This is a genomic window from Streptomyces sp. NPDC001568 (genome assembly GCF_042893755.1).
Lineage (GTDB): Bacteria > Actinomycetota > Actinomycetes > Streptomycetales > Streptomycetaceae > Streptomyces.
Map to the genome: position 1 here is coordinate 111,897 of NZ_JBIAVF010000008.1, position 21,568 is coordinate 133,464.

General features: G+C 74.0%; 19 protein-coding genes. 8 read left to right on the forward strand and 11 right to left on the reverse strand.

Features of this window, described 5'->3' with window-relative positions; translation table 11 throughout:
- The first annotated feature begins 305 nt into the window (after positions 1 to 305).
- Entirely contained in the window at positions 306 to 953 is a 648-nt protein-coding gene (locus tag ACFY0I_RS16625) for a TetR family transcriptional regulator (protein WP_281208757.1), read from the forward strand.
- Between the two features lie 244 nt (positions 954 to 1,197).
- Here the strand turns inward: ACFY0I_RS16625 and ACFY0I_RS16630 are convergent, their stop codons facing one another.
- From ACFY0I_RS16630 to ACFY0I_RS16640, 3 genes are all read right to left on the reverse strand, one after another.
- Entirely contained in the window at positions 1,198 to 1,683 is a 486-nt protein-coding gene (locus ACFY0I_RS16630) for a nitroreductase family deazaflavin-dependent oxidoreductase (protein WP_388895649.1), read from the reverse strand.
- On the reverse strand, positions 1,683 to 2,927 hold the full coding sequence (locus tag ACFY0I_RS16635; protein WP_388895652.1) for an acyl-CoA dehydrogenase family protein: 1,245 nt from the start codon (positions 2,925 to 2,927) through the stop codon (positions 1,683 to 1,685). Before ACFY0I_RS16635 ends, ACFY0I_RS16630 begins: the two co-directional genes overlap by 1 nt.
- A 186-nt stretch (positions 2,928 to 3,113) precedes the next feature.
- Positions 3,114 to 3,371, reverse strand: coding sequence for a hypothetical protein (locus tag ACFY0I_RS16640; RefSeq protein ID WP_388895655.1), 258 nt, complete (start codon positions 3,369 to 3,371; stop codon positions 3,114 to 3,116).
- A gap of 140 nt (positions 3,372 to 3,511) precedes the next feature.
- Here ACFY0I_RS16640 and ACFY0I_RS16645 point away from each other — a divergent pair, with 140 nt between their 5' ends.
- The 3 genes from ACFY0I_RS16645 to ACFY0I_RS16655 all read left to right on the forward strand — a co-directional run bounded on the left by ACFY0I_RS16645 (position 3,512) and on the right by ACFY0I_RS16655 (position 7,897).
- Positions 3,512 to 4,717: an acetyl-CoA acetyltransferase gene (locus ACFY0I_RS16645; protein ID WP_388895657.1), complete on the forward strand. Its 1,206-nt coding sequence runs from the start codon at positions 3,512 to 3,514 to the stop codon at positions 4,715 to 4,717.
- A gap of 1,066 nt (positions 4,718 to 5,783) precedes the next feature.
- Positions 5,784 to 6,446 (forward strand): pyridoxal 5'-phosphate synthase, encoded by a 663-nt coding sequence (locus ACFY0I_RS16650; RefSeq protein WP_388895660.1) that lies wholly within the window; start codon positions 5,784 to 5,786, stop codon positions 6,444 to 6,446.
- A gap of 62 nt (positions 6,447 to 6,508) precedes the next feature.
- The gene (locus ACFY0I_RS16655; RefSeq protein ID WP_388895663.1) at positions 6,509 to 7,897 is read left to right on the forward strand and encodes a hypothetical protein; all 1,389 of its coding nucleotides are present in this window, start codon (positions 6,509 to 6,511) and stop codon (positions 7,895 to 7,897) included.
- Here the strand turns inward: ACFY0I_RS16655 and ACFY0I_RS16660 are convergent.
- The 3 genes from ACFY0I_RS16660 to ACFY0I_RS16670 form a co-directional block, all read right to left on the reverse strand.
- Positions 7,873 to 8,340, reverse strand: a complete 468-nt coding sequence (locus tag ACFY0I_RS16660; RefSeq protein WP_388896223.1) for a Zn-ribbon domain-containing OB-fold protein — start codon at positions 8,338 to 8,340, stop codon at positions 7,873 to 7,875. The two genes, ACFY0I_RS16655 and ACFY0I_RS16660, sit on opposite strands and share 25 nt — an antisense overlap.
- 80 nt (positions 8,341 to 8,420) lie before the next feature.
- A complete protein-coding gene (locus ACFY0I_RS16665) occupies positions 8,421 to 8,873 on the reverse strand; it encodes a DoxX family protein (RefSeq protein ID WP_388895665.1) in 453 nt (150 codons plus the stop codon).
- Positions 8,874 to 8,960: 87 nt separating this feature from the next.
- The gene (locus ACFY0I_RS16670; protein WP_388895668.1) at positions 8,961 to 9,737 is read right to left on the reverse strand and encodes a maleate cis-trans isomerase; all 777 of its coding nucleotides are present in this window, start codon (positions 9,735 to 9,737) and stop codon (positions 8,961 to 8,963) included.
- Between the two features lie 576 nt (positions 9,738 to 10,313).
- Here ACFY0I_RS16670 and ACFY0I_RS16675 point away from each other — a divergent pair.
- The 3 genes from ACFY0I_RS16675 to ACFY0I_RS16685 all read left to right on the forward strand — a co-directional run bounded on the left by ACFY0I_RS16675 (position 10,314) and on the right by ACFY0I_RS16685 (position 15,240).
- Positions 10,314 to 11,477 carry a flavin-containing monooxygenase gene (locus ACFY0I_RS16675; RefSeq protein ID WP_388895671.1) on the forward strand — a complete coding sequence of 388 codons (1,164 nt, stop codon included), beginning with the start codon at positions 10,314 to 10,316 and terminating at the stop codon, positions 11,475 to 11,477.
- 181 nt (positions 11,478 to 11,658) lie between these two features.
- The gene (locus ACFY0I_RS16680; RefSeq protein ID WP_388895673.1) at positions 11,659 to 13,893 is read left to right on the forward strand and encodes an acetate--CoA ligase family protein; all 2,235 of its coding nucleotides are present in this window, start codon (positions 11,659 to 11,661) and stop codon (positions 13,891 to 13,893) included.
- A 540-nt stretch (positions 13,894 to 14,433) separates the two neighbouring features.
- Positions 14,434 to 15,240, forward strand: a complete 807-nt coding sequence (locus ACFY0I_RS16685; RefSeq protein WP_388895676.1) for an enoyl-CoA hydratase/isomerase family protein — start codon at positions 14,434 to 14,436, stop codon at positions 15,238 to 15,240.
- A 133-nt stretch (positions 15,241 to 15,373) separates the two neighbouring features.
- Here ACFY0I_RS16685 and ACFY0I_RS16690 read toward each other — a convergent pair whose 3' ends face one another.
- Entirely contained in the window at positions 15,374 to 16,156 is a 783-nt protein-coding gene (locus tag ACFY0I_RS16690; protein ID WP_388895680.1) for a VOC family protein, read from the reverse strand.
- A 103-nt stretch (positions 16,157 to 16,259) separates the two neighbouring features.
- The gene (locus ACFY0I_RS16695; protein ID WP_388895683.1) at positions 16,260 to 17,240 is read right to left on the reverse strand and encodes a hypothetical protein; all 981 of its coding nucleotides are present in this window, start codon (positions 17,238 to 17,240) and stop codon (positions 16,260 to 16,262) included.
- A 171-nt stretch (positions 17,241 to 17,411) separates the two neighbouring features.
- Between ACFY0I_RS16695 and ACFY0I_RS16700 the strand changes: the two genes are divergently transcribed.
- Positions 17,412 to 18,032, forward strand: coding sequence for a flavin reductase family protein (locus ACFY0I_RS16700; RefSeq protein ID WP_388895686.1), 621 nt, complete (start codon positions 17,412 to 17,414; stop codon positions 18,030 to 18,032).
- 106 nt (positions 18,033 to 18,138) lie between these two features.
- Here the strand turns inward: ACFY0I_RS16700 and ACFY0I_RS16705 are convergent, their stop codons facing one another.
- The 3 genes from ACFY0I_RS16705 to ACFY0I_RS16715 form a co-directional block, all read right to left on the reverse strand.
- Positions 18,139 to 19,206: a Zn-dependent alcohol dehydrogenase gene (locus tag ACFY0I_RS16705; protein ID WP_388895689.1), complete on the reverse strand. Its 1,068-nt coding sequence runs from the start codon at positions 19,204 to 19,206 to the stop codon at positions 18,139 to 18,141.
- Positions 19,203 to 20,402, reverse strand: a complete 1,200-nt coding sequence (locus ACFY0I_RS16710; protein WP_388895692.1) for an acyl-CoA dehydrogenase family protein — start codon at positions 20,400 to 20,402, stop codon at positions 19,203 to 19,205. Before ACFY0I_RS16710 ends, ACFY0I_RS16705 begins: the two co-directional genes overlap by 4 nt.
- Positions 20,403 to 20,548: 146 nt before the next feature.
- A complete protein-coding gene (locus ACFY0I_RS16715; protein WP_388895695.1) occupies positions 20,549 to 21,460 on the reverse strand; it encodes an SDR family NAD(P)-dependent oxidoreductase in 912 nt (303 codons plus the stop codon).
- Positions 21,461 to 21,568: the final 108 nt, after the last annotated feature.

The following is a 21,568-nucleotide window of genomic DNA, read 5'->3' on the forward strand; positions in this document are numbered from 1 at the left end:
TTCGGTGGCTTTTGTTACGGTTTACGACCTCCGTGGAGATCGAGGCGTTCCACACCTCTCCGCAATGATCCGCCCGAAAAGTTGTCCACAGCCTGTTCATAAGACTATTCGGGGGATATCCCACGGTACGGCCCGGGTCGTCCCCGCACCGGAGCCGGACCGCCCCCGCGCGGGACCCGCCCGCGCCCGGCCGGATTCCGCCCCCGCGAACCGCGCGCGGGCGCTCCCGCGCAGGCCGGGGGCCCCGTCACCCCATTTGCAGGCGGCCGAATAGCGCGCCCATCCCCCCTCGGTAAGCTGACGGCATGACAGGACAAGTACGCACCGTCGACGGGCGTGTCGCCGGCCGGCGCGGCCAGGCGACGCGGCAGAAGCTGCTCGACTGCCTCAGCGAGATGCTCAGCTCCTCGCCGTACCGCGACGTCAAGGTGATCGACGTCGCGCGCAAGGCCGGCACCTCCCCCGCGACCTTCTACCAGTACTTCCCGGACGTCGAAGGCGCCGTCCTGGAGATCGCCGAGGAAATGGCCACGGAGGGCGCCCAGTTGACGGCGCTCGTCGAGGGCCGCAACTGGGTCGGCAAGGCCGGCTGGGCCGCCGCCGAGGAACTCGTCGAAGGGTTCCTGGAGTTCTGGCGGCGCAACGACGCGATCCTGAGGGTCGTCGACCTCGGCGCGGCCGAGGGCGACAAGCGGTTCTACAAGATCCGCATGAAGATCCTGAACTCCGTCACCAACTCCCTCACGGAGTCGATGAAGGAGCTCCAGGCCAAGGGCAAGGTCGACAAGGACCTCAGCCCGGCGGCGATGGCCGGATCGCTGGTGGCGATGCTCGCCGCGGTCGCCTCGCACCAGAAGGGCTTCCAGACCTGGGGCGTCAAGCAGGCCGAGCTCAAGCCGAACCTGGCCCTGCTCGTCCACCTCGGCATCACCGGCAAGAAGCCCACCAAGTAGCGGCGGAACCTCCCGGGAACCGCCGGGGGCCCACCCGGGGGTCCGCCACTCCTCGACCCGTCGCGCCGAAGCAGGCGCCCCGACCCGCTCTTGCGCACCGCTCTTCCGACCGTCCCGCCCGAGTTGCCCACCGACCCGCCCGGCCCGGGCGCGCGTTCCCGGCCCTACCTACGCGACCCACCGCCCCCGACCCGCTCCACCTCCACCGGGGCCGCCCTTCCCGACCCGTACCGCCGGCGCTCCGTCAGCGCCGCTCCAGACGGAACAGCCTGATCTCGCGGTCGATGCGCGCCTGGTACGTCGCGTACGGCGGCCAGAACTTCAGGACCGCCTGCCACGCCGCCGCGCGCTCCGCCCCCTCCAGCAGCCGGGCCCGTACGGCGACGTCCCGCCCCTGCCAGTTCACGTCCGCGTCCGGATGCTTGAGCAGGTTCCCGGTCCAGGCCGGGTGGCCGGGGCGGCCGAAGTTGGAACCGATCAACAACCAGCTCGTCCCCCCGTCCTCCGGCATGCACGCGAGCGGCGTGGTGCGCGGTTCGCCGCTCTTCGCGCCCTTCGCGGTGAGGATCACCCCCGGCAGCATCCGCGCGCTGAGCAGCACCTTGCCGCGGGTCAGCCGGTGCACCGCCTTGTCCATCGCGGGAATGAAGTGCGGCGCGATCCTGGCGAACAGCATGGTCGAGGAGACCTTCTGCATCAGCTTCACGCCGACGCCCTGAGCCACTGCCATCAGACGGCCGCCTTCTCCGGTTCGGTGGGGGTGGTGGGGGTGATCGGGTGGGTGGGGGTTCGATCGGGTGGCGCGAACAGGCCCGAGGTGTGCGCCGCGTGCGCCCGCAGTCGGTGGACCGGGCCGAAGAGCAGTTCGTCGGCGGCCGCCCGCTTGAAGTACAGGTGGGCGTCGTGCTCCCAGGTGAAGCCGATCCCGCCGTGCAGCTGGATGCCCTCGCCCGCCGTCACCCGCAGCGCCTCCAGGGCCTGCGCGAGGGCCAGCGGGCCCTGTTCCGGGTCCCAGGCCGCGTAGTAGGCGGCGGAACGGGCCGCCTGGACCCGTACGTACAGGTCCGCGAGCCGGTGCTTGACGGCCTGGAAGGACCCGACGGCCCTGCCGAACTGCTCGCGCCGGCGTACGTAGTCCACCGTGCGGGCCAGCGCCCGGTCCGCCGCCCCGACCGCCTCGGCGGCCAGGACGGTGGCGGCGGTGCGCCCCGTCGCGGCGAGCGCGGACAGGACGCCGCCCTCCCCGTCCGCGTCCCCGAGCAGCTCGGCGGGCACGTCGCGCAGCTGGATCCGGCCCTGCGGCCGGGTCTCGTCGAGGGTGGTCTGCCGGGACCGTACGAGGCCGGGCGCGTCCTCCCGTACGAGGAACAGCAGGGTCCGACCACGGGCGAACCCGCCGGTGTGCGCCGCGACCAGGAGCAGGCCCGCGCTGTGGCCGTCCAGGACCTGGGCGACCTCCCCGTAGAGCCGCCACCCGCCGGGGGCGCCGGCGGTGTCGGCACGGGCCTGCACCCCGCCGGCCCGGCCACCACCGGCCCACTCGCCGGGGGCGTTGTCGCCGGTCAGCGCGAGGGCGGTGGCCAGCGCGGGGCCCGGTACCGCGAGTGCGGCGCTCAGCTCGCCGGAGGCCAGCGCGGGCAGTAACGCGGAGCGCTGGGCGGCGGTGCCGAGGGCGGTGAGCAGGGGTGCGGCCAGCACGGCGGTCGCCAGCAGCGGGGACGGCAGCAGCGCCCGGCCGGTCTCCTCGCAGGCGAGCGCCAGGTCGGCGGGCGTGCACCCGACGCCCCCGTACTCCTCGGCGACGGCGATGCCCGGCAGACCGAGCTGCCGGGCGAGCTGCTGCCACAGCTCGCGGTCGTGTCCGGCGGCGGTGCGGGCGGCGGCCTTGACCTCGTCCGGACCGCAGCGTTTGCCCAGGATCTCGCGCAGGGTGCGGCGCATCTCGTCCTGCTCCGCGGTGAAGGCGGCGTCCATCGTCGGGCTCCTCCCCGTATCTGACGGGCCGTCATGTTAGGGCGACGACGCCGAGATGCACAGGGGCGGGTGACGCGGGGTTCAGGAGGGGGCGGGGTGGGGTGGGCGTGGGGGCGGGGACGGAGGGCGGGGACGGGGGGCGGGGACCCGGGGGGCGGGGACCCGGGGGGCGCTCGGCCGCGCGGGTCAGCCGCGGCCCCGCCGCCGGACCGCCTCGGCGCCGGCGAGGAGAACACAGCCGACGAAGGTCATGAGCGCGTAGCCGAGGACCTCGTGACCGGCGGGAATGAGGTGGCGCGTGAAGCCCAGGAAGCGGATGAAACCGAACCACTCGTGCAGCAGACCCGAGGCGCCCGCCACGAGGAGCGCACCGCCGGGAACACCCAGCACCCCGGACCAGCCGCCCGAAGAGGCCGAGGAGGCCGGGGAAGGTGAGGAAGTCATGCGCCAACCGTAGGCACCCCGGGCACCACCCGCGTCAGCCGTAGGTCGCGGGCGGGCGCGACGAAAGAGAACAGACGGGGTGGGGCGGGGCGCGCGACGGCGTCTAGCGTCTGACGTACCGTCAGATATACCGTCACCTCATGCCTGGACCGTCTGGATCACCCCGACTCCACTCCTCCCCCACGCCCCGCCGCCGGGTCGCGGTCGTCGGCGTCGCCCTCTCCGACTGCGGCCGTGTCGACGGCCCGACCCCGTACGCCCTCCACGCCCAGGCCGCCCGCAGGGCGCTGGCCGACTCCGGCCTGGACCGCTCCGTCATCGACGGCTTCGCCTCCGCCGGCCTCGGCACCCTCGCCCCGGTCGAGGTCGCCGAGTACCTCGGTCTGCGCCCCACCTGGGTCGACTCCACCTCCGTCGGCGGCTCCACCTGGGAGGTCATGGCCGCCCACGCGGCGGACGCCATCGCCGCCGGACACGCCAACGCCGTGCTCCTCGTGTACGGATCCACCGCCCGCGCCGACATCAAGGCCCGCCGCCGCACCGCGAACCTCTCCTTCGGGGCCCGCGGCCCCCTCCAGTTCGAGGTCCCGTACGGGCACACGCTGATCTCCAAGTACGCGATGGCCGCCCGGCGCCACATGCACGAGTACGGGACCACCCTGGAACAGCTCGCCTCCGTCGCCGTCCAGGCCCGCGCGAACGCCGCGACCAACCCCGACGCGATGTTCCGCACCCCGCTGACCGTGGACGACGTCCTGTCGTCCGAGATGATCGCGGACCCCTTCACGAAGCTGAACTGCTGCATCCGCTCGGACGGCGGCTGCGCCGTGCTCCTGGCCGCCGAGGACTACGTACCGGACACCGCGAAGGCCCCCGTCTGGGTGCTGGGCGCCGGCACCTCCGTCTCGCACACGACCATGTCCGAGTGGGAGGACTTCACCGTCTCCCCGGCAGCCGTCTCGGGCCGTCTCGCCTTCGAACGCGCGGGCCTCACCCCGGCCGACGTGGACCTCGCCGAGATCTACGACGCCTTCACCTACATGACCCTGGTGACCTTGGAGGACCTCGGCTTCTGCGCCAAGGGCGAAGGCGGAGCCTTCGTCGAGAAGGGCCGCCTGCTCCGGGAGGGCGACCTCCCGGTCAACACGGACGGCGGCGGCCTGTCGGCCTGCCACCCGGGCATGCGCGGCCTGTTCCTTCTGGTCGAAGCGGTACGCCAACTGCGAGGCGAATCCGGCCCCGGCCAAGTCCGCAGACGGGACGGCCACCTCCCGGAGGTAGCCCTCGCCTCGGGCACAGGAGGCTGGTTCTGCTCCTCGGGAACGGTGATCCTGGGGCGGGGGTGAGGGGGGCGGGATCTCGTTGATCCGGATCAGGGTGGGTTTGGTGGTTTCCCGCCGGTCTCATCGTCTCCCCGTGCCGTACCGGTCCCTCAAGGGCGCTCCCTTCGGTCGCGTCGCTTCGCGATGGCCTTCGGCCACCCTTGACCGACCGGCACGTCCCGGAAAGCCGAAGACCGACGGGAACCCCCCAAAAGAACGGTCACGGGTCAGAGGAGCAGGAGCGGGTCCCTCAGTGACGAGACGAGGGACCGTACGTCGGCCGGCAGGGCATGCGGGCACGTCACAGCCCCTCTCCACACCCGACAGACGACCAAGGGCCCCTACCCGCCCGTCAGGACGACGACATCAACCTGGAGTGCAGGGAGGCGGGGACACGCGCCGGTTCGCCGTGTCCCCTCGCCCGGTCAAGCGTCCGACGACCGTCCGTGGCCGGACATAAGCCGCCCCTACCGTCCGTGGTGGCCCACGGCGTGCGCCTGCCACTCGACGACACAAACCAGGCGCCCGTCTGGCGATCTGGCGGTCGGACCACGGACGGTGGTCAGTCGCCGAGACGGCATCGGCCACGCACCGGGCTGGTGCGGCCTATGTCCAGCCACGGCCGGTGGTCAGTCGCTGAGCCGAGCGAAGTTCGTAGCGATCCGACGCGCTTTCCCGCCCACCCGCAATCCCGGTTGATGTCGTCGTCCTGACGGGCAGGTAGTGGCCCTTGGCCGCGCCCGTGGCCCGGCCGCAGGCCCTCCGGCGTCCCCGTATGCCCTGTCGGCCGACGCCCGGCCCCTCGCCTCATCGCCGGCTGACCCGCTCCTCTCGTCTCTGCCCCGTGACCGTTCTTTTGGGGGGTTCCCGTCGGTCTTCGGATTTTCGTGGCGGGTCGGTCGGTCAAGGGTGGCCGAAGGCCATCGCGAAGCGACGCGACCGAAGGGAGCGCCCTTGAGGGACCGGCCCGCCACGAAGAGACGATGAGACCGGCGGGAAACCACCAAACCCTCCCCGATCCGGATCACGGGCACCCCGCCGCACCCCGACCCCGCCCGGCAGCACCGGCGCAGCCCCTAGCCTGGGGGCCATGACCAGCGACTTCCACGAGACCCTGCACTCCCTGCGGGTGTGGGACACCCCGCTTCCCCGCTTCGACGCCGAGGCCGCGCCGGACGAGCCCCTGCCCCTGTTCCGGGACTGGTTCGTCGGGGCCGCGCGGGCGGGGCAGCCCGAGCCGCACACGATGAGCCTGGCCACGGTGGACGCCGACGGGCGGCCCGACGTACGGACGCTGATGCTGCACGAGGCGGACGACCGGGGCTGGCACTTCGCGTCGCACGTCACCAGTGCCAAGGGGGTTCAGCTGGCCGCCCACCCGGAGGCCGCCCTCGGCTTCTACTGGCCGCTGGTGGGCCGGCAGGTCCGCGTCCGGGGGCGGGTCACGGCGTGCGGGCCCGAGGAGAGCCGGGCGGACCTGGCGGTCCGCTCGCGCGGGGCGCTGGCCGCCGCGCTCACCGGGCGGCAGAGCGAAGTACTCGACTCGACGGCCGAGTTGGCGCGGGTCTCGGCGGAGGCCTGGGAGCGGGCCGGTACGGATCCGGACGCGCCCGCGCCGACCTGGACCCGGTACGTCCTGGCCCCGGCGGAGGTGGAGTTCTTCCAGGGCGACGCCGCCCGCCGTCACACCCGCCTGCGCTACCGGCGGGCCGCCGACGGTACGGGCTGGGTACGCGAACTGCTCTGGCCCTGACCCCTCCCCCACCCCCACCCCCCGGGCGACGGCGTCCGCGTCCCCGCCTCTAGCCTCGGCGCGTGAGCGCCTCCCCCCGCAACACCCCCGCCCTCGACCCCGCCGACCTGGACCGCCGCACCCGGCTGCATGCCGGCTGCGTGCCGCCCGACCTGGTCGAGTACCTCCTGGACCACGGGCACGCCGACACGGTGCGGGAGTTGGCGCTGGACGGTGAGTGGTTCTGTGCCCGGGCCCTGGCCCGCACCCTCGCCGCCGACGGGCAGCGGGAGGAGGCGCGGGACCTGCTGGCCCCGTACGTCGCGACGGGCTGGTGGACGGCCGTCGCGGAGGCCGCCGGGCTGCTCGGCGCGTGGGGTCGCGTCGAGGAGGCCCTGGACCTGGTTCGCCCCCACGCGGAGGCCGGGGAGCGCTCCGCGCTGAGGGAGTTCGCGCTGCTGCTGGCCCGCGCCGGCCGGGCCGGGGAGGCGTACGAGCTGCTGCGTCCCCACGTGACGGACCCGCTGCTCGCGGGAGCACTGGTGGAGGTGACCGCCGGGCTGGGCCGGGACGACGAGGTGGCGGACCTGCTGGCGGCCCGCCTCGAACCAGGGCTCGCCTGCGGGCGTTGCGGCAGTCCGCGGTGCGGTGCCCGGTACGTCGAGCCGCACGACGCGGTGGCGTTGACGGCGGCGGTCCGGGAGCGGCAGGGCCGGGCCGACGAGGCGGTGGCGTTGTTGCGCGCGCACGGGCCGGGGGCGGGGACGGTCAACGGCCGGGATCCGCTGGCCGGGCTGCTGGCCCGGCTGGGTCGGACGGCGGAGCTGCGGGCGTACGCGGCGCAGGACCCCGGCGGGAACGCGGAGCGGTTGCTCGCGGAGTTGCTGGAGGAGCGCGGGGACGTGGCGGGTGCGGTCGGGGTGTACCTGGCGTCGGCGGCCGGTTCCTCGTACGCGGCGATCCGGCTGGCGGAGCTGCTCGCCCGGCACGGGCGGGGCGACGAGGCGATCGACGTGCTGGCGGCGCTGCCCGCCGCGCGGGGCGGGCACGAGGACTGGGTCCTGGACGCGCTGTGCGCGCTGTACGTCGCCCGGGGCCGAGCCGAGGAGGGGCTGGCCCGCTTCGCGGGCATCGTGGATCCGCCCGGCTGCGAGGAGTGGGACCTGCTGCGGATGCGCGCCGCGCTCCTCGCGGCCTGTGGCCGCGTGGACCAGGCGGTGGCGGAGCTCCGCGCGCACCCGGAGGGCGGCAGTACGTACGCGGCGGAGGTGGTGGCCGGACTGCTGGCCGGTGCCGGGCGGCCGGAGGAGGCCGTGGCCGCCCTGGACCCGGGCGCCCCGGACCTCCGCAAGCCCCTCGCGGAGCTGCTCATGGGGTTGGGCCGCGTCGGGGAGGCCGTGGCGGTGCTCCGGCAGCCGCTGCCGACCGCCCAGCACGCGCCCACGGCCTACAGCGACGCCCCGCCCTGGTGACCGGCGCCGTCACCCGCGCCGCCACCGGCACCACCCCCGCCCCCACCCCCGCCCACCGGCTCGAAGACCGGTACCCGTACGTCTTCGGTCGCCTCCCGGAAGGTGACGCGCAGCGGCATCCCGATGCGGAGGTCTTCGTGCGCGCAGGCGACGACCTCGGTCATCATCCGGGGGCCCTCGGCGAGGTCGACGACGGCGGCCACGTACGGGACGCGGGTGCCGAAGGGCGGCAGGTCGTTGCGGTGGATCACGGACCAGGTGTAAAGGGTGGCGCTCCCGCTCGCCTCCCGCCAGGTGACGCGGTCCTCACCGGCCCAGCAGAAGGGGCAGAACTCGCGCGGGTAGTGGTGGTGGCGTCCGCAGTCGGCGCAGTGGCGGAGCAACAGACGGCCGTCGGCGGCGGCGTCCCAGTAGGGCCGGGTGAAGTCGTCCGCCTCGGGCAGGTCGTGACGGACGGCGGCGCGGGCGGCGCCGCCCGCGGAAGCGGTACCGGAGACGGCACCGGAAGCGGTACCGGAGGTGTTCACAGGAAGAGTCCGATCGAGGCGTCGAGGGACCAGGCCTGCCAGCTCATGGCGAACAGTGCGACGAGCGAGATCAGCGCCATCATCGCGTTCTGCCCCTGCTCGGCCCAGTCGTGGATCATCAGCACCAGGTACAGCAGGTTCAGCAGCAGCCCGCCCACGAGCGCCACGGGGGTCAGGAAGCCGAGCACCAGGCCAAGTCCCAGGGCGAGTTCGGCGTAGACGACCACGTACGCCATGAGTCGCGGGCGGGGCTGGACGACCTTCGCGAAGCCGCTCCCGACGAACGCCCAGCGGTGCTTGCCGGCGACGTCGGCGGCCCAGGCGATGCCGGTGCCGCGTTCGAACCAGCCCTTCTTGTCCTTGTGCCGCCAGCTCTCCAGCCACCACAGCCCGAGGCCTATCCGCAGCACGGCGAGCCATTCGGCCCCGCTGAGCCAGATGGTCTGCATCGGCAGCCCTCCACCCCTCACCCACACGATCTGACGGTACGTCAGTTCAGCGGATCGGGGCGAATCCCGCAAGGCCCCGGGAGCCGGTCACGTCCCCGAGCCCCCGAAAAGCCGCCCGTACCCGGTGACACCCTCGGCGGAAGCGCCCGCCGCGCGCAGGGCGGCCCACAACAGGACCTGGTTGGCGGTCAGGACCGGCCGGCCGAGGGTGGCCTCCAGGGCCTCGATCACCCCGACGGAACGGAATCCGTTGCCGCCGATCACGACCGCGTCGGCCGCGTCGGGCAGCCGCGTGGCCACCCAGTCGTGCAGGGACTTCGGCCGGACCACGCGCTGCTCGCCGGGGAGCCCGCACGGGGCGGCGTACGGGACCTCGAACCCGGCCTCCTCGTAGTAGCCGCGCCCCAGGTCGTTCAGGGTGGCGTCGAACCACGGCGGGTCGACGAGGCCGATCCGTTCGGCCCCCAGGACGCGCAGCGCCTCGACGACGGCGGCGCAGGTGGCGACGACCGGCAGCCCGTGGGCCCGCTCCCCGAGCCGGGCCAGCATGTGCGCCTCGCCGCGCGCCCCGATGACGTACGCGGAGCTGGTGAAGGCGTAGGCGATCACGGCGACGGGCGCGGCGGCGAGGAGTTCGGCGGCGGCGTCCACGTGCGGGGGTTCGGCGAAGGCCCGGACGGGGCCGAGCGGGATGGCGGAGCCCGTCACCCCGCCCCCGCCCATGGCGGCGAACGGCACCCGTGCGGCGTGCAGGCCCACCTCGGGCGGGGCCATGGCGCGCAGCTCCGATTCGGGGCCGACGTCGGCGTGGGGGGTGAGGATTCCGAGGCGGACGCGAACGTCCCACCCGTCGGGCTGCCACATCAGGTACTCACCTGCTCCTCTCCGGGACGGGGTCACCACGGGGCCACCACGGCGCACCGCAAGCCTCCGCAGGACCGCACGGGACCCCACGGGATCGCACGGGACCCCACTGTGACAGCGGGTCGCCCGCCCGGCGCGGGGCAACGCCGACCGGTCGGGCACGGTGGAGCCATGCGACACCGGGTGGCCGAACCCGTAGGCGAAGCTCCGGCCCCGGCCTCCCCCTCGAACTGCTGACGGGCCGGCAGGCCCTTGTCGCCGCTCCGCACCCTGCCGGCCGACCCGGATCCGATCACCGCGGCGTGGTACGCGGACGCGGACGATCGCCGGGCGGATCCGCGCGTGGGCCCGGGCCTGCTGGGTGGGCCGGGAACCTCACCTCGAACACCCGGCTCCCCGCCGGGGACGTGGACGTGCCGGCCGAGCTCGTCGAGCCCGTACCGCGCCACCGACAGCGCCCGCCCCCTCCACACGTTCACGACCTACGGGACAAACCATCCGGCCGTGATCGTTCCGCAATCGATTCACTCCTTGTCCGAGACCCATCAACTCTGAGTGTCGATACGATCACCCGTCATGCCCGAGCAGCCCGACATGAACACCCAGCCCCGCCCCGTGTACGTGATCGGCGCCGGTCCCGGCGGCCTCGCCGTCGCCGCCGCGCTCCGCGCGCGCGGCGTGCGCGCCGTCGTCGTGGAGAAGTCCGACGCGGTCGGGGCCTCCTGGCGGGGCCACTACGAGCGGCTGCGCCTGCACACCACCCGGCGCCTGTCCGCCCTGCCCGGGCTGGCGGTGCCGCGTCGGTTCGGGCGGTGGGTCGCGCGGGCGGACGTGGTGCGGTACCTGGAGAAGTACGCCGAGTTCCACGAACTGGAACTGGTCACCGGGGTCGAGGTGAACCGGATCGAGCGGGCCGCCGACGGGGACGGCTGGACCCTCCACGCGAGCGGCGGGCGGCTGCTGGCGGCCCGGGCGGTCGTCGTGGCGACCGGCTTCAACCACACCCCGGCGCTGCCCGACTGGCCGGGCGTCGACTCGTACACCGGGGAGCTGCTGCACGCCGCCGCGTACCGCGAGCCGAAGCCGTACGCGGGCCGGGACGTACTGGTCGTCGGCATCGGGAACACGGGCGCCGAGATAGCCGTGGACCTGGCCGACGGCGGGGCGTCCCGGGTGCGGCTCGCGGTGCGGACCGCACCGCACATCCTGCGGCGCTCCACGGCGGGCTGGCCGGCCCAGCGCACGGGGATCCTCGTACGCAGGCTGCCCGTACGGCTCGTGGACCGGCTCGGGGCGCTCGTCACGCGGCTCTCCGTGCCGGACCTGTCGGCGTACGGGCTGCCGCGTCCCACCACCGGCCTGTACAGCAGGGTCCGGGAGGGGGCGATCCCGGTGCAGGACGTCGGCCTGATCGACGCGGTGCGCGGCGGTCGGGTCGAGCCGGTGGCGGCGGTCGCCTCCTTCGACGGCGCCGAGGTGGTGCTGGCCGACGGTTCGCGGATCACCCCGGACGCGGTGGTCGCGGCGACGGGCTACCGGCGGGCCCTGGAGGACCTGGTCGGGCACCTCGACGTCCTCGACGGGCGCGGGCGGCCACTCGTACGCGGCGGGCGCAGCCCGCAGAGCGCCCCCGGCCTGTACTTCACCGGCTACACGAACCCGATCAGCGGCATGCTGCGCGAACTGGCCCTGGACGCCGAGAAGATCGCGAAGGCACTGACCCGCCGCAAGCGCCGGTAGGCCGAAACCGCTCTGGACCGTCCTCGAACGGATCTGCCACCGTTCAGGCACACACCACCTCCACCACCTTTCCTGCGCATCCCTGTTCCTGACGGCGCGTCAGTTCAGTAATCTGACTACGCGTCAGCTATGGATTTCTTCGAAGTTCATCGAGGTTCATCGAGCAGGAGCGGGCGGAACGATGCTTGGATCTACTCACGGCACCCTCACCACCGACTTCCGCGCACGAGTCGAGGCCTGCGGGGAGACCCCCAGGACGGCCGTCCACTCCACGGCCGCGCCCTCCTCCGAGGACGCGATCGCCCTGGACGTCAGCGGACGGCCCCTGCACTCCGATGTGCCCGACCTGGACCGGTTCTTCCGGCCCGAGTCCGTGGCCGTCATCGGCGCCTCCGATGCCGACGGCAGACCCAACACCGGCATCACCCGCCAACTGCTCGCCTGGGCGGAGCGCGTCGGAGCCCGGGTGTACCCCGTGCACCCGACCCGTACGAGCGTGTTCGGCCTGCCCTGCCTTTCCGCCGTCGCCGACCTGCCCGAACAGGTCGACCTGGCCGTGATCCTCGTCGCCGACCCGCTGCCCGTCGTCGAGGAACTGGCCGAGGCCAAGGTCAGGTTCGCCGTCGCCTTCGCCTCCGGCTTCGCGGAGACCGGCGAGGCCGGCGCCGCCGCCCAGGCGCGGCTCGCCGCCGCCGTACGGCGCTCCGGGCTGCGCCTCCTCGGCCCGAACACCAACCTCAACGCCTTCGAGGAGTTCCGCCAGGACCTCGACGGGCCGGCGATCGCCCTCATCACCCAGTCCGGGCACCAGGGCCGGCCCGTCTACACCCTCCAGGAGCTCGGCATCCGGCTCTCCCACTGGGCTCCCACCGGCAACGAGGCCGACCTGGAGACCGCCGACTTCATCTCCTACCTCGCCGAACAGCCCGAGGTCGGGGCCATCGCCTGCTACGTGGAGGGCCTCAAGGACGGCCGTTCCTTCCTCCTCGCCGCCGACCGGGCCGCCCGCAACGGGGTCCCCGTCGTCGCCGTCAAGGTCGGCCGCACCGAGACCGGCGCCCGGATGGCCGCCTCGCACACCGGCAAGCTGACCGGCGCCGACACCGTCGTGGACGCCGCCATGCGGCAGTTCGGGGTCATCCGCGTCGACGGACTCGACGAACTCCAGGACACCGCCGCCCTCCTCGCCCGGGCCCGCAAACCCCGGGCCGACGGCGTCGTCGTCTACTCCATCTCCGGCGGCACCGGCGCCCACTTCTCCGACCTGGCCACCGAAGCGGGCCTCACCCTCCCCACCCTCTCCGAGGCCAAACAGGCCGAACTCCACCAGTGGATCCCGCCGTACCTCGGCGTCTCCAACCCCGTCGACAACGGCGGCCACCCCGTCGGCGACTGGCGCGGCCGCAAGATCATCGACGCGATCCTGGCGGACCCGTCCGTCGGCGTCCTGATCTGTCCCATCACCGGCCCCTTCCCCCCGATGAGCGACAAGCTCGCGCAGGACCTGGTGGACGCCGCCGAACGGACCGACAAGCTCATCTGCGTGATCTGGGGCTCCCCGGTCGGCACCGAGGAGGCCTACCGCACCACCCTCCTCGGCTCCTCCCGCGTGGCCACCTTCCGCACCTTCGGCAACTGCATCACCGCCGTCCGCGCCTACCTCGGCCACCACCGCTTCACCGCGTCCTACCGCTCCCCCTTCGACGAGGCACCCCGCACGCCCTCCCCCTCGTACCGCAAGGCCCAGGCCCTGATGCGGCCCGGCCAGCAGCTCAGCGAACACTCCGCCAAGCAGCTCCTGCGCGCGTACGGCATCCGCGTACCGCGCGAGCAACTGGTCACGAGCGCCGCGGCGGCCGTCCGGGCCGCCGGCCTCGTCGGCTACCCGGTCGTCATGAAGGCCTCCGGCCCCCAGCTCGCCCACAAGACCGAACTCGGCCTGGTCAAGGTCGCCCTCACCTCGGCGAGCCAGATCCGCGACGCCTATCGCGAACTCACCGACATAGCCCGCTACGAGAACATTCCCCTGGACGGCATCCTCGTCTGCCAGATGGTCGAACGCGGCGTCGAGATGGTCGTCGGCGTCACCCAGGACGACCTCTTCGGCCCGACCGTCACCGTCGGACTCGGCGGGGTCCTGGTCGAGGTCCTGCGGGACGCGGCGGTCCGCGTGCCGCCGTTCGGCGAGGACCAGGCCCGCACGATGCTCACCGAACTGCGCGGCCATCCCCTGCTGGAGGGCGTACGCGGCGCACCGCCGGCCGATGTCGACGCGCTCGTGGAAGTCATCCTCCGCGTCCAGCGGATGGCCCTCGAACTCGGCGACGAACTCTCCGAACTGGACATCAACCCCCTGATGGTCCTCCCCCGAGGCCAAGGCGCGGTGGCCCTGGACGCCCTGGCCATCTGCCGCTGACCTGGCCGGTCGTTCACGGGACCACTGCCCGACGCAACCGGACGCCCGGCGTGGACCCGTTCCCGTGGCTCCGCCCCGGACCCCGCGCCTCACACGCCGGCGAGGCTGAATTCAGCCGAGCCCCCGCCCGACCGAGGCCAAACGCCGGCGCGGCTGGACTCGGCGGGTCCGAGCCCGACCGAGGCCAAACGCCGGCGCGGCTGGACTCGGCGGGTCCGAGCCCGGGTCGGTGGTCGGGGGCGGCGAGCTGAATTCCAGCGGGCGCGCCCCGGTCGGGGTCGGGGGTGGGGTGGGGGGTTGGCCGGGGCTGAAACGTGATGTGTTGGCGCGCGATGCCCTTCGCAAACCAAACCCGGATCAGGCGCCATAAATCATGCCCGCCCCGGCCAACCCCCCGCCCCGCCCCCGGCCCCGACCCACCCGCAGCCACCACCCCCGCCGCCCCCGACCACCCACCCGACCCACCACACCGCACCGCACCAACCCCGGCCCGGACCCCGGCCCCAGCCCCCACCCCACCCCCCTCCACAGGAGGCACCGATGACCGTCACCCCCTCGGACGAGATCCGGCACAGGATCGAGAACAGCGTCTCCTGGATCACCCTCAACCGCCCCGAAGCCATGAACGCCCTCACCTGGGACCAGCGCGAACGCGTCATCACCCTGCTCGCCGACGCCTCCGCCGACCCCGCGGTCCGGGCGGTCGTCGTCACCGCCACCGGCAAGGGCTTCTGCGCCGGCGCCGACCTCCGCAGCAACAGCCGAACCGCCGGAGGCGACCGGATCGCCGGCGACGTCTCCCGCATGATCCGCCTCGGCGCCCAACGCCTCATCACCGCAGTCCTGGACTGCGAGAAACCCGTCATCGCCGCGGTCAACGGCACGGCCGCCGGCATCGGCGCCCACCTCGCCCTCGCCTGCGACCTCGTCATCGCCGCCGAACAGGCCCGCTTCATCGAGGTGTTCGTCCGCCGTGGCCTCGTCCCCGACGGCGGCGGCGCCTACCTCCTGCCCCGCCTCCTCGGCCCGCAGAAGGCGAAGGAGCTCCTCTTCTTCGGCGACGCCGTCACCGCCGAGGACGCAGCCCGCCTCGGCCTGGTCAACAAGGTGGTGCCGGCCGACGAACTCCAGGAGACGGCCCGCGCCTGGGCGGAGCGCCTCGCCCAGGGCCCCACCCGCGCCCTCGCCCTCACGAAGCAGCTGGTCAACGCCTCCCTGGACAGTGACCGGGCGACCGCACTCGCCGCCGAGGCCACCGCCCAGGAACTCAACATGACCACCGCCGACGCGAACGAGGGCGTGGCGAGCTTCGTGGAGCGCCGCACCCCCAAGTACCTGGGCCGCTGACCGGCGAAAGGATGGCGCCACCGGGCCCCTCAGCACCACCCGAGACCGCCACCCCCCGAGCCACTCGACCCACCCGGGCCACTCGGGGCCTCCGGCCCACCGGCCCACCCGACCCCCCGGCGGCAACCCCCCGTCATCCCCGCGGATCGGGCTTCAGCAGCGCGAACTCCGCCCCCGCCGGGTCGGCGACCCAGCCGATCCGACCGACCCCGGCGATGTCCTCGGCCGGCATGAGCACCGCCCCGCCCGCTCCCACGGCCGCCGCGGCAACCGCGTCGACGTCCGGGACGTTGAAGTACGGCACCCAGCGCGGGATCCGCCCGCCCTCGTCACCCAGCGGAGCGACCCCGCCGAAGGAGCCGTCCTGCTGCTCCCCGTCGGCGATGGACAGCACCCGGTACGTCATTCCGGGCATCGCCATCTCGGAGTGCCGCCACCCGAACACCCCGGCGTAGAAGCCGAGGGCCGCGACCGGGTCCGGTACGTGCAGCTCCGCCCACACCAGGCTCTTCTCGGCGGAGGTGAGCTCGAGCCCGCCCGTCCTCCCGGGCTGCCAGCACGCGAACTCCGCGCCCTGCGGGTCGGTGAAGTGGGCGAGCCATCCCTCGCCCATGACGTCGCCGGGTTCCATCCGCACCACCCCGCCACCCGCCCGCACGGCCTCGGCGGTGGCCCGGATGTCGGAGGTCATGAAGTGGACCATCCACGCGGACCTCGCCCCCTCCTCGGTGAGCGGGCCCAGCGCGGCGACGGTCTTCCCGTCCACCTGGAAGAAGCCGTACCCGCCCGCCTCCGGCCCGGCGGAGGCGAAGTCCCACCCGAGCACCGCCCCGTAGAACGCGGCGGCCGCCGCGGTGTCGGGGCTGCCGAGGTCGAGCCAGTTGGGCGAGCCGGTACGGAAGTCGGTGCCGAGCATGGGTTCCTCCCTGAGGACGGACGTACGGCGCTACACGGTCCCGGGCCACGATGCCCCCGCCCGCCGGAGCGATCCCGCACGAGCTGCTCCGCACGCCCCCGGTTCACCCGGACGCCCGAGCCCCGCCCCCGCGCCCCACCGCGTCCCCGACCCCGTCCCCGACCCCGTCCCGCCGGAGAACCTTCAGCAGGCCGTCGTCCGTGCCCCCGAACCACGTGAACAGTTCGGGCCGCTCCGTCGTGCCCGCGATCCGCCAGTCGAGGACGGACCCCGCGCAGGACCGCATGTCGAGCCAGACCCCGTCCCGGTGGGCCGGCGCGGCCGGCGCCCAGGCGTTCGCCGCGGCCTCCGGGTCGAAGCTCCACGTCCCGGCGCCCGAGCAGCGCGCCACCCCTCCGTCGCGATCCATCACGGGCAGCGCTTCGGCGCTCATCGTCCCGTCCCGGTGGAGCGTCAGGCGGGCGCCCGCGTCCCCGGTCCACGTCCCGGCGTACTCCGATGCCGCGAGGCGGGGCGGACGGTATTCCGGCAGCAGCCCGGCGGTGTCGGCGGCGTACCCGCCGCCGAGCAGCAGCAGGCCCGCACCCGTCACGCCCGCGACCCGGCCGACCACGGCCCCCGGGCGGACGTCGCGCCGGCGGGCGTACCGGGCGGCGGCGACGGGGAGCAGCCCGGTGGCCGCGACCCACGCCCAGGTCGGTCCGAAGGGCAGGTCGTGGCGCCACGAGCCGGCGGCCGCCCACAGCGCCGCGAGACCGGCGGTCAGCAGGACGGCCCAGGCGTCGCCGGGTACCCGGCCGAGCCGGCCCAGGGCGTGCGCGGGACCCGCCACGGGCAGGACGAACAGGGCCGCGTGCAGGAGTCCGAGCACGGGCAGCAGTACGGGGGCGATGACGACGAGCCACATCAGGACCGCGGCCCCGAACGCCCCCTCGCCCTGTCCCTGGTCGTACGGGTCCGACAGGCCCGCCAGCACGAAGGCCCCGACGAACAGCAGCAGGAGCTGGCCCGCCGACGTCGCGGCCGCCGCGGGGAGCTCCCTGCCCCGGACCGTCGACGGTCGGACCGTTCCGTCGTGTCCCATGCCCCTGCCCCCACAACTTTTTTGAACAAGTTCAATCGCGTGATGCCCGCACCCTACCCCCCCCTCCGCACCACGCCCCACCGGACCCCTCCCCCGCACCGCGGCGACCCCGGCACCGCGCCCGCACGACCCTTCCCATCTGACGGACCGTCAGGTTCAATCGAGGATGTGATGGGACACGCAGGGATGGCGGCCACCGTCGTCCGATACCTCAGGTCAGCCGGCGCCCCCGCATCCGCGGCTCCGGAGTCCGTCGACGCGCTGCCCCGGCCCGCCCTGCGGGCCGTCGGCCGGGACGAGCGCGCGCCCGTGGGTCCCGCCGAGTTCCGGGCCGTACTGGGCCGGTTCGCCAGCGGCGTCACGGTCATCACCGCGCCGCCCGGCGAGGGCGAGGACGGCCCGGCGGGCTTCGCCTGCCAGTCCTTCGCCTCGCTCTCCCTCGACCCGCCCCTGGTCACCTTCATGGTGGCCCGCACGTCCACCACCTGGCCGCGGATCGCCCGCGCCGGGGTGTTCTGCGTCAACATCCTGGGCGCCGAACAGGGCGCGCTGTGCCGGGGGTTCGCCGTCAGCGGCGCCGACAAGTTCGCCGGGGTCGGACACCGGCCTGCGCCCGTCACCGGCTCGCCGCAGCTCGACGACGTGCCCGCCTGGATCGACTGCCGGATCCAGGCCGTCCACACGGGCGGGGACCACCTCATCGTCGTCGGCCGCGTCGCGGCCATGGGCGCCGAGGGCGAGGGCGACCCGCTCCTCTTCCACCAGGGCCGCTTCGGCCGCTTCACCCCCTGACGGACGACCCCGCCGAACCCCGCGCGCCTGACGCGCCTGACGCGCGAAAGCGCCGAGCCCCGGCCCCGCGTCCCCACCGGGGCGCGGGGCCGGGCCGGGCCCGCGCTCAGAAGGTGAGCACCCCCCGCGCCACCCGCCCGTGGTGGGCGTCGTCGGCCGCCTTGGCGAAGTCCTCGATCGGGTAGACCTCCGTCACCAGCTCGTCGAGCAGCAGTCGGCCCTGCCGGTACAGCTCGGCGTACAGCGCGATGTCGCGCTGGGGGCGGGAGGAGCCGTACCGACAGCCCATGATCGTCTTGTCGAGGTACATGGACGAGACGAGGAACGACGCCTCCTCCTTGAACCCCGGCACCCCGAGCAGGATCGCCTGCCCGTGCCGGTCCAGGAGGTCGACGGCCTGCCGGATCAGCTTGACGTTGCCCACGCACTCGAAGGCGTGGTCCGCGCCCGTCGGCAGGATCTCGCGGACGGCGGCCGAGGAGTCCCGGGCGGCCGACGCGTCGATGAAGTGGGTGGCCCCGAACTGCCGGGCCACCGCCTCCTTCGCCGGGTTCGCGTCGACGGCGACGATCGTCGTCGCCCCGGCTATCCGGGCGCCCTGGAGGACGTTCAGCCCGATCCCGCCGGTGCCGATGACGAGGACGCTCTCGCCCCGGTCGACCTTCGCCCGGTTCAGCACCGCCCCGACGCCCGTGAGCACCCCGCAACCGATGAGCGCCGCCGAGGTCAGCGGCACGTCCCGGGGGATCTTCACGGCCTGTACGGCCTTGACGATCGTCCGCTCCGCGAACGCCGAGTTGGAGGCGAACTGGAACAGCGGCTTCCCGCCCCGGCTGAAGGGCTGACCGGGCATCCCGATCGCCTTGCGGCACATCGTCGGGCGCCCCCGGTCGCAGTCCGCGCACGCCCCGCAGTTCGCGAGCGTGGACAGCGAGACGTGGTCGCCCGGCGCCACGTGCGCGACGCCCGCGCCGACCGCCTCGACCATCCCGGCGCCCTCGTGCCCGAGCACCACCGGCGGCGGGAACGGGATCGTCCCGTCGATCACCGACAGGTCGCTGTGACACAGCCCGGCCGCCTTGACGGCGACGAGCACCTCCCCCGGGCCCGGGTCGCGGATCTCCAGATCGTCGACCACCTGGGCCTGCTTGCCGTCGAACACGACGCCTCTCACCTGGGCTCCTTAGGCAGGCCGAGCACCCGCTCGGCGATGATGTTCCGCTGGATCTCGTCCGAGCCGCCGTAGATCGTGTCGGCCCGGGTGAAAAGGAAGAGCCGCTGCCCCTCGTCGAGTCCCCGCTCGTACGGGACTCCGGGCGCCCAGGGTCCCGGCCCGGCCGTCGCCGCCGCCCCCCGGACCTCGACCGCCAGCTCGCCGAGCCGCCGGTGCCAGCCGGCCCACAGCAGCTTGGCCACGCTCGGCGCCCCCGGATCACCGGCGGAGCCGAGGGTGCGCAGCGCGTTCCAGCGCATGGTGCGCAGCTCGGCCCACTGCCGTACGAGGCGTTCGCGCAGGGCCGGGTCCGGGGCGCCGGCGGCGAGGTGATCGGCCAGGACGCGCTCCAGTTCGGCGGCGAAGCCGATCTGCTGGACGAGGGTGGAGACGCCCCGTTCCAGGGCGAGCAGGCCCATGGCGACGGTCCAGCCGTTGCCCTCCCCGCCGACGGTTTCGGCGGCGACCGCCCCGTCGAAGAAGACCTCGTTGAACTCGGCGGTGCCGGACATCTGCCGGATGGGTCGGACCTCGATCCGGCCCGGCTGGTCCATGGGCACCAGCAGGAACGACAGGCCCCGGTGCCGGCGCGAGCCGGCCTCGGTGCGGGCGAGGACGAAGCACCAGTCGGCGTCCTGGGCGAGGGAGGTCCAGATCTTCTGCCCGGTGACGCGCGGCAGCCCGTCCGCGGGGTCGCGTACGGCGACGGTACGGACGCCCGCCAGGTCCGATCCGGCGTCCGGTTCGCTGTAGCCCTGGCACCACAGCTCCTCGCCGCGGGCGATGCCGGGCAGGAACCGGGCCTGCTGCTCGGGGGTGCCGTAGGCGATCAGGGTCGGCGCGAGGAGGTTCTCCCCGATGTGGCCGACCCGGCCGGGTGCGCGCAGCGCCGCGTACTCCTCCGCCCAGACGACCTGCCCGGTGAGGGAGAGCCGCTGTTGCCCGTACGCGCCGGCGGGAACGTCCCAGCCCTGGCCGATCCAGCCGCCGCGGCCCAACTCCCGCTCCCAGTCGCGCCGCTGCCGAGTCCCCTCGTGCTCGCTGCCCGGCCCGCCGAGGCCGCGCAGGTCCGCGTACGGTCCGGCGAGGCGGGCGGTGAGCCAGGTCCGGGCGCGGTCGCGCAGCTCCTCGTCCCCGGCTCCGAGGCTGAAGTCCATGCGGTCTCCCTGTCAGGCGTCGGCGGGACGGCGATCAGTCGTGCAGCGGCCGGGGGGCGGCCCCGCGGCCCCCGGGCCGGGCCGGCGCGGCCCTTCGCGTCCCGGCCCGACCGGCGCCCGCCGCCCGCCCCTTGCCGGGCCACGGGTCACGCATTGGGCCGGTCCTTGGCGGCGGCGGCCCGGGCCATCGCCTCCAGCTGCGCGAGCATCGGCATCGGGTCGGTGCCGACGGTCCCGGGCAGGAAGTCGGCGATCTTCTCCGGGGTCCAGGAGCCTTCGGCGTACCCGGCGCGCAGTTCGCGCGGCTGGGCCCAGACGGCGATCTTCGGGCCGGCGATCGTGTACACCTGCCCGGTGATGTTCTCGGCGCGGGCCCGGTCGCTGAGCAGGTAGGTGACGAGGGCGGCGACGTCCTCGGGCTCGCCGATCTCCTTGAGCTCCATGGGGACGTTGGCGGACATCCGGGTGCGGGCGACGGGGGCGACGGCGTTGGCGGTGACCCCGTACTTGTTGAGGCCGAGGGCGGCGCTGCGGACGAGGGAGATGATCCCGCCCTTGGCCGCGCTGTAGTTGGCCTGGGCGACGGAGCCCTGGTGGTTGCCGCTGGTGAAGCCGATGAGCGTGCCGGTGCCCTGCTTGCGCATGACGGCGGAGGCGGCGCGGAAGACGGTGAAGGTGCCCTTGAGGTGGGTGGCGACGACCGGGTCCCATTCCTCCTCGGACATGTTGAAGAGCATGCGTTCGCGCAGGATGCCGGCGACGCAGACGACCCCGTCGATCCGCCCGTATTGGGCGAGCGCCGTGTCGATGATGCGCTGCCCGCCCGCCATGGTGGAGATGTCGTCGGCCACCGCGACGGCCTCCCCGCCCGCGGCGGTGATCTCCTTCACCACCGATGCGGCGACCTCGCTGGTCGGCTCCCCGCCCTCGATGCCGACGCCGTAGTCGTTGACGACGACCCTGGCGCCCTCGGCGGCCGCCGCGAGCGCCACGGCCCGCCCGATGCCCCGGCCCGCGCCGGTGACGGCGACCACCTTGCCTGCCAAGAAGTTCCCCATGCCGGCCCCTTCCCGCGATTTCTGACGGACCGTTAGATTCTAGGGGCAGCCCGACGCACCAGCACAAGACCCGGTCGCCCCCACCTTCACCAGGAGCTGATGAGGCCC

Bases quoted from the DNA above. Each gene is read 5' to 3' on its own strand.
- ACFY0I_RS16680 (WP_388895673.1), top strand. From the start codon at position 11,659: ATGCTTGGATCTACTCACGGCACCCTCACCACCGACTTCCGCGCACGA.
- ACFY0I_RS16715 (WP_388895695.1), bottom strand. From the start codon at position 21,460: ATGGGGAACTTCTTGGCAGGCAAGGTGGTCGCCGTCACCGGCGCGGGC.
- ACFY0I_RS16710 (WP_388895692.1), bottom strand. From the start codon at position 20,402: ATGGACTTCAGCCTCGGAGCCGGGGACGAGGAGCTGCGCGACCGCGCC.
- ACFY0I_RS16640 (WP_388895655.1), bottom strand. From the start codon at position 3,371: ATGACTTCCTCACCTTCCCCGGCCTCCTCGGCCTCTTCGGGCGGCTGG.
- ACFY0I_RS16645 (WP_388895657.1), top strand. From the start codon at position 3,512: ATGCCTGGACCGTCTGGATCACCCCGACTCCACTCCTCCCCCACGCCC.
- ACFY0I_RS16685 (WP_388895676.1), top strand. From the start codon at position 14,434: ATGACCGTCACCCCCTCGGACGAGATCCGGCACAGGATCGAGAACAGC.
- ACFY0I_RS16690 (WP_388895680.1), bottom strand. From the start codon at position 16,156: ATGCTCGGCACCGACTTCCGTACCGGCTCGCCCAACTGGCTCGACCTC.
- ACFY0I_RS16650 (WP_388895660.1), top strand. From the start codon at position 5,784: ATGACCAGCGACTTCCACGAGACCCTGCACTCCCTGCGGGTGTGGGAC.
- ACFY0I_RS16675 (WP_388895671.1), top strand. From the start codon at position 10,314: ATGCCCGAGCAGCCCGACATGAACACCCAGCCCCGCCCCGTGTACGTG.
- ACFY0I_RS16625 (WP_281208757.1), top strand. From the start codon at position 306: ATGACAGGACAAGTACGCACCGTCGACGGGCGTGTCGCCGGCCGGCGC.
- ACFY0I_RS16670 (WP_388895668.1), bottom strand. From the start codon at position 9,737: ATGTGGCAGCCCGACGGGTGGGACGTTCGCGTCCGCCTCGGAATCCTC.
- ACFY0I_RS16665 (WP_388895665.1), bottom strand. From the start codon at position 8,873: ATGCAGACCATCTGGCTCAGCGGGGCCGAATGGCTCGCCGTGCTGCGG.
- ACFY0I_RS16700 (WP_388895686.1), top strand. From the start codon at position 17,412: ATGGGACACGCAGGGATGGCGGCCACCGTCGTCCGATACCTCAGGTCA.
- ACFY0I_RS16695 (WP_388895683.1), bottom strand. From the start codon at position 17,240: ATGGGACACGACGGAACGGTCCGACCGTCGACGGTCCGGGGCAGGGAG.
- ACFY0I_RS16635 (WP_388895652.1), bottom strand. From the start codon at position 2,927: ATGGACGCCGCCTTCACCGCGGAGCAGGACGAGATGCGCCGCACCCTG.
- ACFY0I_RS16630 (WP_388895649.1), bottom strand. From the start codon at position 1,683: ATGGCAGTGGCTCAGGGCGTCGGCGTGAAGCTGATGCAGAAGGTCTCC.